Annotated in this window: 12 protein-coding genes; 8 read left to right on the top strand and 4 right to left on the bottom strand. The window is 53.8% G+C overall.

Annotated features, from left to right (window positions below):
- Positions 1–54: 54 nt before the first annotated feature.
- Genes HOJ95_18170 through HOJ95_18160 form a run of 3 tightly spaced genes read right to left on the bottom strand, consistent with a single transcriptional unit; the run spans position 55 to position 4,297 of the window.
- On the bottom strand, positions 55–1,680 hold the full coding sequence (locus HOJ95_18170) for a hypothetical protein (protein MBT6396622.1): 1,626 nt from the start codon (positions 1,678–1,680) through the stop codon (positions 55–57).
- Positions 1,677–2,849, bottom strand: coding sequence for a hypothetical protein (locus tag HOJ95_18165; protein MBT6396621.1), 1,173 nt, complete (start codon positions 2,847–2,849; stop codon positions 1,677–1,679). Before HOJ95_18165 ends, HOJ95_18170 begins: the two co-directional genes overlap by 4 nt.
- Positions 2,846–4,297, bottom strand: coding sequence for an ATP-grasp domain-containing protein (locus HOJ95_18160; protein ID MBT6396620.1), 1,452 nt, complete (start codon positions 4,295–4,297; stop codon positions 2,846–2,848). Before HOJ95_18160 ends, HOJ95_18165 begins: the two co-directional genes overlap by 4 nt.
- A gap of 164 nt (positions 4,298–4,461) precedes the next feature.
- Here HOJ95_18160 and HOJ95_18155 point away from each other — a divergent pair, with 164 nt between their 5' ends.
- From HOJ95_18155 to HOJ95_18120, 8 genes are all read left to right on the top strand, one after another.
- Entirely contained in the window at positions 4,462–5,388 is a 927-nt protein-coding gene (locus HOJ95_18155; protein MBT6396619.1) for an ABC transporter permease, read from the top strand.
- Between the two features lie 51 nt (positions 5,389–5,439).
- Complete coding sequence (locus tag HOJ95_18150) at positions 5,440–6,990, top strand: hypothetical protein (protein ID MBT6396618.1); 1,551 nt, start codon at positions 5,440–5,442, stop codon at positions 6,988–6,990.
- Between the two features lie 21 nt (positions 6,991–7,011).
- A complete protein-coding gene (locus HOJ95_18145; protein ID MBT6396617.1) occupies positions 7,012–7,929 on the top strand; it encodes an ABC transporter permease in 918 nt (305 codons plus the stop codon).
- A gap of 38 nt (positions 7,930–7,967) precedes the next feature.
- A complete protein-coding gene (locus tag HOJ95_18140; protein ID MBT6396616.1) occupies positions 7,968–8,906 on the top strand; it encodes a histone deacetylase in 939 nt (312 codons plus the stop codon).
- A 135-nt stretch (positions 8,907–9,041) separates the two neighbouring features.
- Entirely contained in the window at positions 9,042–9,710 is a 669-nt protein-coding gene (locus HOJ95_18135) for a TetR/AcrR family transcriptional regulator (GenBank protein ID MBT6396615.1), read from the top strand.
- Between the two features lie 54 nt (positions 9,711–9,764).
- The gene (locus HOJ95_18130; protein MBT6396614.1) at positions 9,765–12,167 is read left to right on the top strand and encodes a copper-translocating P-type ATPase; all 2,403 of its coding nucleotides are present in this window, start codon (positions 9,765–9,767) and stop codon (positions 12,165–12,167) included.
- 28 nt (positions 12,168–12,195) lie between these two features.
- A complete protein-coding gene (locus tag HOJ95_18125; protein ID MBT6396613.1) occupies positions 12,196–12,402 on the top strand; it encodes a heavy-metal-associated domain-containing protein in 207 nt (68 codons plus the stop codon).
- A 42-nt stretch (positions 12,403–12,444) separates the two neighbouring features.
- On the top strand, positions 12,445–13,080 hold the full coding sequence (locus HOJ95_18120) for a GNAT family N-acetyltransferase (protein MBT6396612.1): 636 nt from the start codon (positions 12,445–12,447) through the stop codon (positions 13,078–13,080).
- Here the strand turns inward: HOJ95_18120 and HOJ95_18115 are convergent.
- The gene (locus tag HOJ95_18115) at positions 13,077–13,700 is read right to left on the bottom strand and encodes a flavin reductase family protein (protein ID MBT6396611.1); all 624 of its coding nucleotides are present in this window, start codon (positions 13,698–13,700) and stop codon (positions 13,077–13,079) included. The two genes, HOJ95_18120 and HOJ95_18115, sit on opposite strands and share 4 nt — an antisense overlap.
- Positions 13,701–13,718 lie beyond the last annotated feature (18 nt).

The following is a 13,718-nucleotide window of genomic DNA, read 5'->3' as shown; positions in this document are numbered from 1 at the left end:
TTGGGTAAAGCCGCCCCATTCGCCACAAGAATGCCTTGTCCCACTGATTGTAGCTTATTCGGTCTGGCTTTTCCAAGAATAGTAGGCAAGTGCATCCTCGGCCCATTCACTTGTGTTGGTGTACATCGAAGACCATCTTGTGTTGGCGCAATAGCCCCGGACGGGGTCGGCGTTTCCCTCGGGAATAAGCCCACTGAGTGGTGAGATGTCGAAGCCTGCCCTCACCGGCATTCGCTCTCGCTCCTTAGTGGGGAGAAAGTCAACAAATCGCTGAAAGGCGTAAAAGGAATTCTTGATTTTGTCGCATAGCACGTCAGTGCCTCCGACCAAATCAACTAGTTGTGGGACAAGAGGGGCGTAGCGGTTAAATTCCATTCCTTCCCCCTCATGGTTGGCGATGCTGTCCACGCCAACTGTTCCGATAGTTTGGTGGGTGAACTCCACGGGGAACAGGCGGGCATAAAGAGATTCAAGGACGGGCCCGCTACGCGTCAGCCGGATATGAACACGAACACTGTATAGACCAAAGTCAATCCAGTCGCAGATTAGTGGATGATAGGCTTGCCCAAAGAGTTGCTGGTAGTTTTCGATGGCTTGTGCCAGGCGCTCTCTCACGCGAGATTTTGGCTCAATAGATCTCTTTAAGTTCTCTTCAAGAATTGGCAGGGAACTTTCCATGAGTTTTGCGAGGTTGCCTTGCGTGAGATCGCCGTTGTGAAGGTAAGCCCTCGTGGTGGCGGGGCTCTTCGCATAGCGACCAGCCAACCAGGCCAGCGCACGGACATGTACGAGATTGCCGGGGTCAAGTGAGAGAGACATCGGATTCAAGCGCTCGGAGGCGATGCCTAGGCGGCTGAGATCTGGAAGAGAGTAGCCCTCGGGGTGGACGCCGATGCGAAAGCATCCAATGCCGCCGCCGCCTCGTTGGGGTTTTACGAAAAAAGTGGTGTTGTCCCATTTTTCTCTCAGTTGGTCTGCAGTATCAAGAATTGCATCGGCCGTAGCCACGGCGACCCGACCATCAACAGAGACGGCTCGATATCGAGCTGTCATTCGCTTTGGCTCATCTTTTATCGCCTGCTCGCTACCTTTTGTGGGCTCCTCGCCGCCGAGAAACTCATAAGTCTTCTCCTTGTTGGAGAGTGGCCCGCCGGGGGCGGTGAGGGGACCTGGAACCACAATTGCGCCCATGCCCACAAGGACCTCTGCGAGGCGGGCGTTATAGAGACTACGCTGGGCAGTTTGGCTGAGAACCAGCGTTTGCCGGGGGGCCCTGGCCACCCGTGCCATTAATTCGTCTCGCCTGTTGATGACGTGAATGGGGATGGAGAGCCCTTGGGCGGTTAAATGGGCGTTTATGATTCGCGCCGTTTCTGCGGATAGTGGAAGGCGATTCGGGGAGCCGTCCAGCAACAGTATCTCCCGGGGTTGAGGCCCGCCCGGCTCTTGGGTCTTGAGTCCCATGTCCGAAAATGCCTCGGAGGTCCGAGCCCAATCATTAAGGTGCCCGATAATATCTTCCGTGAGATTTCCCGTTTCAGAGTCAAATTCCTGGCTGACCCTGAACAGGTCCCATATCCCGTCGCTGGCATCTTGGGTAAGGCGATAAAGGGAGTCGTCCCTCTCTAGCGGAATTTCTGTGTCAGGTGAGGCCGAGGCCGATGAAATAGAAGAATTCATTCAATTGCCCTTCGAAGAGTCATGATGTGGCGGATGACCCAATCTGCCATGGCTCCACCCGGAATGTCGCCTCCGTAAGTGGACAACCGACTCTTTTCTTTATAGCTCACAGTGGATAGACCGATTTCTCTTTCCACTTCATCCCTTGTGGCGCGATTATCTGCAACGGGGCCAGAAATGAGTATTTCCTCCTCGCCCAGTTCAATATGGCTTCTAATCCATTGCGCCGTCAGGGTAGAGCTTACGCTATCACAGGCACAAATGACGAGTCCGCAACGCTTCAACCAGGTTTTTAGCCACGGGTCCGTCGTGACGTGGATGCTCCCCTCGTCGTTAGGAGCGTCGGCCACTTCCGCGAGGACGACTTCTCCTTTCGCTGCAGCATGGCGAAGAAGGAATCTGGCTCGGCGTCGAACCTCGTCCCGATCAATTTCAAAGGTGGAGGCAAGGCCTGAATCGACAAAATCCCAGGCCAGTCGATCTGTGTCGTAGTAGCCGTGAGGTCGGCCATAATACACTCTCATGAGATCTCGCATCCTTCCCGTGCCCGTCAGCTTGGCGAACGTCACCCTGATGCCCGAGGAGCGGAGAGAGAGAGCCAGAGCGGCAGCGCAAGTGGTTTTGCCAACATCCATATCGGATCCGGTAATTAAGACGAGGGGAGTGCTTGGAGGCAAATCGTCCTCCTCGGGGGATGAGGCTCCCGAAATCGAGGCAAGATCTGACATGAGGGCGAGCGAGTTGCCTTGTTTGATTCCGCCTAATACCTTGAGCTTTACCATGGGCAAGTCTTGAGAAGCACTATTTCCAATCACGCCTCCCGTATTGAGTAAGTTGATCGTCTCACCAGCAGGAACAGGTTGTTTTGGAGCGTGACCGTTAACGCTGTGGTTGGCGAAGCGGCTACCAGTTGCTCCGACGAATATGTCCCCCTCGCTTAGAGCGATTTCTTTTGTTTGCCAGGCCTCGAGTGAACCCTGAACCGGTTCGATGATTTCGAGGTTTCTCACTTTTGCGTCTTTTGGTGCGCTGACAACTTCGACGACGATTGGCGCGCCCGCCGGGACGGGGAGGGGTGATAGGGGTAGTTCCGTGGCGCCGCGCTCGAGTAGGCCCTCTTGGAGAAAAAGACCGCGGACCGTTGAGGCGAAGTAGTCAACGCCAATCACCGTGCATCTCCTTGAACGTTGGCAGTAAGCTGCAAAGCGACAGTGAATGAATTGACCATTTGGGTGGTCATGGGGGTGACAGATTCCCCGTTATCATCAAGGAGTCTCCCCAGGCCTTCAAGTTTAAAGAATGCGCCACGGGGCTCTACGACAGTACCTGATTCTGGTGGCGAGCAGGTGACGAGGATCTCCTCGGGCCCTTCAAGGTCGGCGATCCTGTCTCCATCTCTGATAAATACAGGGGTCTCGCCCGGTAGCGTATATATTCCTGGTTTTACGGCACTTTGAATGCGGACGCGGTGAGGTCGGGTGTTTCTAAGTAAAAGCTGAAAACCGTGGAGCGATGACGTGCCGATGCGCTCCAATTCGGGCTTGGTCTCATCATCTTGAACACCTGCCCCGAGGAGCTCAGCCAGATGCCAGGAAATTGTTGGCGGGCCCGGATTCTCATGAAGCTCAAGTTCAGTCATCAACTGGCTCGTGCCCAGGAGTCGGGGATTTAGTTCCAATGCATACGGCTCGCCATTATGGACGACAAAATCAACCCCGAATAGGCCCTTGTAGCCCAGCTCAGAGGCCCACTTGCCGAAGGTCAGGGTATGGGCGCGAATTTTCTCGCGGGCCGAGTCCGAAAGGCGATGATAAGCACCGTAATCACTCCCCGCATAATCAAAGCGGTGCATAGAGGAGCCGGGAAGACCTGTGATCATTACCGAGGGATAGGACATCCTCGTGCGGCCCCTGAAAACAATCGCGGCGGCGCCGAGCGCAGGGCCGCTCAAAAATCGACAAACAATAATCGGGGTGTCCTCGCCTGATTTTTCAATAAGAAGTTTTTTGAGTGTGGAGAGTTCATCCGATGTCTCGATGAGGTGGGTTTGATTGCCCGATGAGCCGATTTGCTCGTTTAAGATGATCTTGGGTCCCCATTTCTGAATCAAATCAGCCGATAGATCGCCAATCGCAATTGTCTCGCCGGGCGCCACGGCAATTCCTCTTTCTTCCGCCTCTTGGCGAAAAGCCACCTTGTCGTCGAGACGGGTTTTTAGGGCCAAAGGATTTGCGAGAATCGAGATTCTCCCGTCTGATTCGCTAGCCAGTTGTTCGAGAAATTCTGTCGAGCGATAGGGGATGACGATGCGGGGAGTCTCGCCTGATGTGAGGTGGGCCTGTATTTTCGTTCCCCATTCGCCTTTGTAGGCCTCGACGATGGAGGTGTGGGTCCAGACGATTCGCTTTCCAGTATCCTTTTCAACGGCAAAATACTTGAGTCGAGAATTCCATTTAGGCCCATCTATCCCCCAATCGCATGCCACGATGAAACTTAAGGGCAGGGATGACTCAACGGCGATGGAATCGGCCGCCCGGAGGCCCTGAAAGCCAAATTCCGCCGATGGTGGAGCTGCTGCGGCCAACCGCTCGCGGAATTCGAATATTGATGTGGACATCTAGGAAATCCTCAAAAAAAGAGATGAAACTAGAATTGTATTGTGCTCTGCCGGAGCGGATTCTAGTTCCTCCACCATATACACACAAGACATTTTCTCTGTGATAAGATATCCACATATGGTGGTTTTATTATTTTCATTAAATTAAGGCGATACAAAACAAAATGTCCGCACAATCGGGGTCGCTATCTTCTCCTGCCCCGGGTGATGAACTTGCCATAGATAAAGAGCACCGATGGAAAAAAATGTTTCAAGATTTGGTGCGCGCCAAAACAGCTTTATTTGGAAGCATGTTTTTGGTGTTATTGATATTTGTCGCCGCCACGGCCCCCCTGATTGCACCCCATGATCCTCTAAAAGTTGATGTGTTGCAGCGCCTTAAGCCCCCAGCTTGGCAAACGGGGGGACAAGCCCGTAATTTTTTGGGCACTGATGCGCTGGGCCGCGACATTTTTAGTCGCCTTATCTATGGCTCACGCATATCGATAATCGTTGGGTTGAGCTCTGTTCTAGTCTCGGGGGTCCTCGGTATCGTGCTGGGGCTTGTTGCCGGTTATTACCGAGGTAAAATTGACGATTTGATCATGGGATTCGCCGAAGTTCAGCTCGCTTTTCCCTTTATTTTACTGGCGTTGACCATTATGACTGTGGTGGGACCTGGATTAATGAACACTATCGTTGTTCTCGGGATAAGTCGCTGGGTGGCCTATGGCCGCGTTGTGCGGGGGCAGGTCCTCGCGGCACGTGAGATGGAATATGTCGAGGCGGCAAGGGCTCTAGGCTACCCCACCTACCGGGTACTCTTCTTTCAGATTCTTCCCAACATCATGTCTCCCCTAATCATAATTGCCAGTTTTGCGGTGGCGGGGAATATAATTTCAGAGGCTTCTTTGAGTTTTCTTGGGCTCGGAGTCCCCCCGTCTATCGTCACCTGGGGAACCATGCTTTCAGAGGGTAGAGAGTATCTGCGCGTGTCCTGGTGGATGGCTACGTTTCCAGGCCTGGCCATTATGTTTACGGTTCTTAGTATTAATCTTATTGGTGATTGGATGAGGGATTATCTCGACCCCAGGGTGAGAAAAGATTCTTAATTTAGGCGATTTTTTGGCGATGCCTAGATTCCTTTCGGAGGTTTTTTGCGAATGTTAAAGCGATTTTGGGGTGGGATTTTTATTACCTTTTTTTTGCTGTCTCTCCAGGGTTGCGGAGGAGATGATGCTGATCGTCCATTGACGATTCTCGTTTCGGTTGAGGCGCGCTCGTTCGATCCTCAATTTGCATCATCGACGGTCGAATGGAGTTTTTTGATGAATATTTTCGACGGCCTGGTCGTTCGCAAAGATAATATGACTCTGGGGCCAGGGCTCGCCGAAAAATGGGAAATCGATGATACGAAGAAAATTTGGACTTTCCATCTTCGTAAGGGTGTGGAATTTACGAACGGAGAGCCCTTCAACGCCCAGGCAGTCAAATTCACGTTTGAGCGGATGCTGGATAAAAAACTCAAAGCCCGGACCACCGTTCCAAGGCGTATTGCGCTCGACCATGTCGAAATCGTGGATGATCACACGGTACGCATCCACACGAAGCGCCCGGTCGCGACGTTGCCCATCTGGTTAGTCAATGCCCACATGCTTGCCCCTAAACATTATACCGAGACATCCGCCAAAGAGGTTTCGCGCAAGCCCATTGGCACTGGCGCCTATAAGTTAGTGAAGTGGGCAAAAGACGACTTTATCCGCATGGAGGCGAATGAAGATTGGTGGGGCGGGAAGGTGAAAGTTAAGACAGTTATTTGGAGACCCGTTCCTGAGGCCTCCTCTCGCATTGCCGAACTCGAGTCGGGAGCCGCGGATATCATCGCTAATATTTCTCCGGATCAAGGGGCGATGTTAGTTAGTGGGGACAAAGGAAAACGCCTCCAGGGAATTCAGGGTGGCCGGCGCATCTATCTTGGTATCCGTCAGAATTTCGGCCCTTTTAAGGACATACGGGTTCGTCAGGCATTGAACCATGCAGTCAATTTCAAATTAGTGACGGATAAAATCCTGAACAAGCATGGTTCCCGTATGGCGAGCATCGTGAACAGCCCAAATGTCGATGCGTCAATTAAGCCTTATTCCTACGATCCTCAAAAGGCAAAAGCTCTGCTTGCAGAGGCTGGCTTCAAGGACTCGAATGGTGATGGCATTCTGGAGAGAGACGGCAAGCCCTTTGAAATTAAAATTGATGTGCCAGCTTCGCGCTACCTCAAGGGTAAGGAAATTTGCGAGTCGGTGGCGGCGAATCTTCGAGCCGTGGGAATCAAGGCCGAGGTAAACCCCCTCGAATGGTCGGTATTCCTCTCCAGGCGACGAAAGAAGAAGTTCTCGCCCCTTTACTATCATGGCTTCAGTTCGGCATTTAACGCCGAGCTCGATTTGGGCGTTCTCCGCCAGAATCTTTATGCCAATCTTACGGACTGGAAGAACTCGGAATTCATGGATAACTACAAACGGTTGGGGCAGGTATTCAATCAGGCCGAGCGCAAAAAAATTAGCTACCGGATGCAGCGAATTGTAAGCGACGATGCTCCCTGGGTTTTTCTGTGGAATCAGTATGATTTTTATGGGTTGAGTTCTCGCGTCAAGTGGATGCCTCGGCCCGATGAGAGAATTTATCTTCCTTCGATTACCTTGGAAGAGAAAAAATAGGTATTGGCGTAGGAGAATACTGTGGGTGCTTATCTGATTCGGCGTGCCTTTCGAGCGATGCTTGTCATCGTGGGGGTGAGTTTTATTACCTTCGCCGTGCTTTTCCTTTCGGGAGATCCGACCGACACCATGGTTGGAGAGGACTGGACTCGCGAGGAGGTCTTAAAGCTCAGAAAGGACATGGGACTCGATAGGCCCTGGATCATCCAGTACACGACCTATGTGAGCCGAGCGATACAGGGCGATTTTGGGGAAAGCCTCCGCTACCGCCAACCGGCTTTTGAACTCATCGCCGAACGAGTGCCGGCGACCTTGGAGTTGGCTCTGGTGGCGCTTTTAATTTCTGTGATTCTGGCGTTGCCGTTGGGAATTCTGAGCGCATCGAGGCGAGGTTCCGCTTACGATTATGGTGGTATGCTTTTGGCCCTGTTCGGGCAGGCGATGCCAGTATTCTGGCTTGGTTTGATGCTAATTTTGATATTCGGTGTTCACTTGCATTGGCTGCCGGTTAGCGGAAGGGGTGGTTTTGAGAGACTAATACTTCCCGCGATTACGTTGGCAACCTATTCTCTGGCGCGCAACACCCGGGTTATCAGAAGTTCGATGCTCGAAGTCCTGGGGCTCGACTATGTCCGCACAGCAAGAGCCAAGGGGCTCGCCGAGCGAAGTATAGTTTATATCCATGCATTGAGAAATTCGCTGATTCCGGTGGTCACTATCATCGGCTTGGAATTTGGCCACTTGCTGGGTGGGGCGGTTATTGTCGAAACAATCTTTGCTTGGCCTGGAATCGGGCGACTCATGATTCAAGCTGTTTATGCAAAGGATTTCCCTCTCGTTCAAGCCTCGGTAACGATAGCTGCCGTAATATTTGTCTCCATTAATTTTCTTGTTGATTTCATCTATTCATATTTAGACCCGAGAGTTCGACTGGTCTAGATTTTTCTGCAATCCATTTTTTAAGGTGAGGCTCCGCATTGCCCCAAATTGCTTATTTCTGGGATGAATCCTCGTTGCGCCACAACACTGGTCGTCACGTGGAATGTATTGAAAGGGCCGAGCGACTTAGGCCCGAGGAAATTAGTGAGCGCGTTCCGCTGATTGTGCATCGACCGATTTTTACGCACGGCGCCGAGGAATGGATTCGCCGTGTGCATGATGACGAATATTTTGAGTTCGTCCGCTCTGCCAGGGAGCATAATTTTCATGTTCTCGATAATGGAGATACGCGCATCAGCGATGGTAGCTACGAGGCGGCGCTGAATGCCCTGGACGCGGCTCTAACGGCAGGGGACGAAGTCGTGGGCGGTAAATATCCCACTGCTTTTTGCGCGATGCGCCCGCCCGGCCACCATGCCCTGCCATTTCGGGCGATGGGGTTTTGTCTCTTTGCCACCGCCTCGATACTCGCCCGATATCTTCAGGAAAAACACGGTCTTCGCCGAGTGGCGATTCTGGATTGGGATGTGCACCACGGAAACGGCACGCAGAACGTTTTCTGGGAAGACCCGGATGTTTTCTTCGTCTCGCTTCAGCAGCACCCTCTGTGGCCCGGTAGTGGAATGGAAAATGAGCGGGGCGAAGGAGCTGGCCTCGGGACGACCTTGAACCTCACCTTCGCCCCCGGGACACCAGAGGGAGAATATCTCGATCGCTTTGAAAACGAGGCGGCGGCGGCCGTCAGGGCGTTTGCGCCCGAATTCCTCATCATTTCTGCTGGATTCGATGCCCACAAGGGAGATCCATTGGGGGAGTTGCGTCTTTCGAGCGAGTCGTTTGGCCATATGACACGGATCCTCAAGAGCGTTGCCCATGATTGCTGTGATGGGCGAATCGTCAGTATTCTCGAGGGTGGCTACAATCTCGATGCGCTCAGGTCATCTGTGGTGGTGCATCTCACTGCACTGGGCGAATAATAACCTAGATATTATCTCGTAATTACATTTCAAATAGTTGTTATTAAACGATATATGAGTATAATTTATTTTGTTTATATATTTAGTTGACTGACTAACTAAATGGGCCTATCTTTTCCCCGAGGAGAAATTTCCATGGTATTGGAGACAGCAGGGAAGAGGGCAGGAAAACAGACGATTAAATCAGCTGGCAAGGTAGCTGTGGGAACAAAGAAAAAAGAGGGGCCCGGCACCCGAGAGCGCATTGTGAGTGCGGCCGCCGATCTTTTTTACATCGAAGGCTACCAGGCAGCCTCTCTCGATAGCGTGGCCAGGCGGGCGGGCGTCAATCGGGGAAGCCTCTATTATTTTTTCAAGTCAAAGAAAAACCTTGGCCTGGCCGTAATCGATCACTTCGAGCGTCAGATTCATCAAAATTTTCTCCAGCCAGTTCTGCAAAATGAGCGGGCAGGGCGCGGGCAGTTAAAGAGGCTGGCCGATCTATATTCCGAGATGCCCAGGGCCGAGTCGCCCTGCTGCGGCTGCCCAATTGGCAAGCTATCGCTTGAACTCAGCGGGGTGGATGAGGATCTGCGCCTCTCCTTGAAAAATGTCTGGGGGGGGGTGATATCGGTGATTGAAACTATGGTTTGCCAGGCCAGGGAGGAGGGGGCGCTGCCATCCTCTGCAGATACTGAGGGGCTTGCCCGCTCTTTTTTCGCACAAATCCAAGGGGCCCACATCATCGCGCGAAGCACCCTCGATGCCGAGGCGCTTGGCAGAGACTGCCGTCGCGCTCTTGAAGGTCTGCCCTGGGTGAATTGATTCGCATAAAACCCTCCGGTTGAAGCCGGAGTTTTGTAGGGGGGGAAAGTGAAAATGCCAGAAACCAAAGAGAGTGAGCTCACGCAGACGGAAATTCCGGTTGAGGGGATGACGTGTGCCGCCTGCTCAGCGCGTATCGAGCGTCGCCTGAGCGCCCTTGAGGGCGTGGCCGTGGCCAACGTCAATCTCGCAACGGCCCGCGCCAGCGTCACCTATAACCCAGAGAAAGTCACACCCTCAGGCATCGCCGATCGAATTGTTCAGACCGGGTTCCGTGTTCCCGAAAAATCGATTGAGCTTGCCGTGGGCGGAATGACCTGCGCCGCCTGCTCGGCGCGAGTGGACAAGCGGCTCAACGCGCTCGACGGGGTGTCATCAGCGACGGTGAATTTGGCCACCGAAAGGGCGCTCATCAGCTACAGGCCAGGGGTCGTCTCGGTCGATAATTTGATTGAGCGGGTTGAGAAGACCGGCTACACGGCCAGTGAAGTGGGCGATGACGCCGGAGAGGCCGAGCGTGCCGAGAAAGAAAAAAAAGCGCGCCGCGAGCTTTGGCTGTTAATGGCCTCGGCACTTCTCTCGCTTCCCCTGCTGTATCAGATGAAGGGGCATCTTCCCGGGGGAGGCGAGATTTCAGAGCTTCCCCGCTGGTGGCAACTTGCCCTTGCCACCCCGGTGCAGTTCATCGCGGGCTGGCGCTTCTATCGGGGGGCGTATCATTCCCTGAGGGGTGGCGGCGCGAACATGGATGTCCTCGTCGCTCTGGGCACATCGGCCGCCTATCTTCACAGCCTTGCGGTGACTGCGATGGGCCTTGATGAAATGTTTGTGTACTTCGAGGCCTCGGCTGTTCTCATCACGCTTATCTTGTTCGGCAAGGTTCTTGAGGGCCGGGCGATGGGTCGCACCTCTGACGCCATCAAAAAACTCATGGGTCTTCAGGCAAAGGTGGCGCGCGTCCTCCGAGGGGGTGAGGAGCGTGAAATACCCATCGAGCAGGTGGTTGTGGACGATCTGGTGCTTGTCAGGCCAGGCGAAAGGTTCCCGGTGGATGGCGACATCACCGAGGGCGCGACTTCGGTTGATGAGTCGATGATCACGGGCGAGAGCATTCCGGTTGAAAAGAGGCAGGGAGATTCTGTTACCGGCGCAACAATCAATGGCACTGGTGCTGTCCAATTTCGCGCCCGCAAGATAGGACGCGACACCGTACTTGCTCAGATTATTAAACTCGTCGAGCAGGCACAGGGCTCAAAAGCGCCGATTCAGCGCCTCGCGGACCAAATCTCGGGTGTTTTCGTTCCTATCGTCATCGTTATCGCGGTGGTGACATCGGCTCTTTGGTACTACTACGCCGGCTTCGCACCCGCGCTGGTGAACGCCGTTGCCGTTCTGGTGATCGCCTGCCCGTGCGCGTTGGGACTAGCCACCCCGACCGCCATCATGGTCGGGACCGGAAAGGGCGCCGAGGCGGGTGTGCTCATAAAAGGGGGCGAGTCGCTTGAGACGGCACACAAACTCGACGCGATAATTTTAGACAAAACGGGGACTCTTACAAACGGAAAGCCCATTGTGACGGATATCATTCCGTTTGAAATTGAAAACGAAGAGCTTCTTCGGCTTGCGGCGAGTGCCGAGCAAGGCTCAGAGCATCCCCTGGGAGCGGCAATATTGGAGCGGGCCAAAGCCGATGAGCTCAACCTTTCTCCGGCGGAGGGGTTTCGGGCGATTCCGGGCCACGGCCTTGAGGTAACTGTGGACGGTCAGGCGCTCTGGTTTGGAAATACCAAGCTCATGGCTGAGCGGGGTCTATTATTGGGCAACAATGAGTCGGCTATGGCCGAGTTAGAGAATGCCGGAAAGACGGTAATGTTCCTCGCCGATGAGCAGCGCATTCTCGGGGCGGTGGCAGTGGCCGACACCCCGAAGGAAACATCTGCCAGTGCGGTTCGCGCCCTAAAAGAGATGGATATCGAGGTATACATGATGACGGGCGATAACCGCCGTACAGCGAGCGCCATTGCGGCCCAGGTGGGCATCGATAACGTCATGGCCGAGGTGTTGCCAGCCGAGAAGGCCGAGAAGGTGAAGAGCCTCCGCCAGGCGGGGCGCTCGGTTGGCATGGTCGGCGACGGCATCAACGACGCGCCTGCGCTGGCCGAGGCGGACGTGGGTTTTGCCATCGGTACGGGAACTGATGTCGCCATGGAGGCCTCTGATATTACCTTGATGCGAGGTGATTTGATGAGCGTTGTGGACGCAATCGGGCTCTCGCGGGCGACCTTGAGAAAGATCAGACAGAATCTTTTCTGGGCATTTTTTTATAACGTGCTGGGCATCCCGCTCGCGGCGCTCGGGTTCTTGAGCCCGGTTGTTGCCGGGGCGGCGATGGCATTCAGTTCTGTTTCGGTTGTGAGCAATACGCTTTTGCTCCGGCGTTGGCGGCCAGAGCGATAAAACGCTTTATAACAGGAGGTTTAAAAAAATGAGCAACATCATTGTTAAGGTCAAGGGTATGTCTTGTGAACATTGCCAGGCGGCTGTCGAGGGTGCACTGGGCGGCATCGATGGTGTGGCGTCGGCAAAGGTGGACCTTGCAGGCGGCACGGCAGCTGTCGATTATGATGAGGCCCGGGCTAGCGTCAAAGATTTTGAAGCGGCTGTCGAGGAGGCCGGTTTTGAGGTAGAATGAAAATTAAAAAGTTTTACGGTCTTTTCAAGGAGCGCTTCGCAAGTGGTGGAATATACAAAAGATGAGGACTTTCTCCGGCGGGTTTTGCGCTGCAACGAGCCCATGTCGCTTCACTTCGTCGGGCGTGATGATTTGGCCTCGATGCTTCGCCGCCAGGGTGAGCGAACAGATGGCAGTGAGGGCGAGATCGGGGCTGCCTACATGGACAACTACGGCAAAGGCGATCCTCATTATGGGGTTATCGGCGCCTACTGGAATAATACGCTTTTGGGCGTAACATCGTTTGGCGTTATTGAAAATCGAAATATCCTGGCTCACTTGGGAAGCACGGACCAACGCCGCGCCTGGTACGGGCGAATCGACGCTGTTGTTGTCCCTTCCGAATATCGGGGCTTGGGTGTGAGTCGATGGCTGTTAGAGGCAAACCTTCGCTACATGCTCGAATTTTGGCCAGGAGAGTTGTATTCGCTCTCCACCATTGCCGCCCACAAGGCGATTGCCTATATCCTCTCATCGCTGGGCTTTAGCATAGAAGTCAAGGAAGGAATGACCGAGGAGCGTGTTTCCCTTGATATGGACGAAACGCAGGAGAAAAAAATTAGAGATGTTCTCGGAAAAAAGGTGAGTCAGTCGGGCCAGCTCGTCTTTTTCCGTATCCGCCAGCAAGGTGGGCTCTAGCGGGGCTGCCCGTCGTTAAAAGCGCGCTCGATAATTTTTCCGGTCGTTGAATAAAACATCCCGTTCAGGCGCCCTAGCGGGTCGAGCTTCTCCATCTTGATGTACTTGCCCTCCATTACATCGTCTCGAACATGAAAGTAGACCACCTCGCCAAAAAGCAGGGGGTGCTTATTGGGGCCAAGTTCCAGGACGCGGTCCACCTTGCACTCAAGATGAATTGGCGCCTCTTTCACGCGCGGGGCGCCTGTCTTGACGCCAGGGATGGCGGTCAATCCCGTTACCTCGAATTCGCTTTCATTCTCGGGTATGCCGTTTGCCGAATCGACCATCTGCTCCCAGTTGGCGACATCCACCACATTGACGCAAAACTCTCCTGTGTCCTCGGCGTTCTTCAATGTGTGTTTTTTGCTTCCGTCCGGGTTGCGGGCGATGGTGAGGGTGACCATTGGCGGCGCGATGCAGACCACGGTGAAGAAACTGAATGGCGCAAGGTTGTGAACGCCGCTCGGGCTCACCGTGGACGCCCAACCAATTGGGCGCGGAACAACAGAGCCCGTCAACAGGCGATATATATCCTGGCGCTCAAGCTCGCCCGGGTCGAACTCGGTATGATTAGCCATTGGAAAAATTTCTCCAGC

Source organism: Nitrospinaceae bacterium, assembly GCA_018669005.1.
Classification (GTDB): domain Bacteria; phylum UBA8248; class UBA8248; order UBA8248; family UBA8248; genus UBA8248.
Note: the sequence above shows the minus strand (reverse complement) of the source record. Positions and strands in the feature narration are given on the sequence as shown.

Excerpts from the sequence above, each read along its gene's own strand:
- HOJ95_18125 (MBT6396613.1), top strand. The coding sequence starts at position 12,196 with ATGAGCAACATCATTGTTAAGGTCAAGGGTATGTCTTGTGAACATTGC.
- HOJ95_18155 (MBT6396619.1), top strand. The coding sequence starts at position 4,462 with ATGTCCGCACAATCGGGGTCGCTATCTTCTCCTGCCCCGGGTGATGAA.
- HOJ95_18170 (MBT6396622.1), bottom strand. The coding sequence starts at position 1,680 with ATGAATTCTTCTATTTCATCGGCCTCGGCCTCACCTGACACAGAAATT.
- HOJ95_18115 (MBT6396611.1), bottom strand. The coding sequence starts at position 13,700 with ATGGCTAATCATACCGAGTTCGACCCGGGCGAGCTTGAGCGCCAGGAT.
- HOJ95_18135 (MBT6396615.1), top strand. The coding sequence starts at position 9,042 with ATGGTATTGGAGACAGCAGGGAAGAGGGCAGGAAAACAGACGATTAAA.
- HOJ95_18160 (MBT6396620.1), bottom strand. The coding sequence starts at position 4,297 with ATGTCCACATCAATATTCGAATTCCGCGAGCGGTTGGCCGCAGCAGCT.
- HOJ95_18150 (MBT6396618.1), top strand. The coding sequence starts at position 5,440 with ATGTTAAAGCGATTTTGGGGTGGGATTTTTATTACCTTTTTTTTGCTG.
- HOJ95_18130 (MBT6396614.1), top strand. The coding sequence starts at position 9,765 with ATGCCAGAAACCAAAGAGAGTGAGCTCACGCAGACGGAAATTCCGGTT.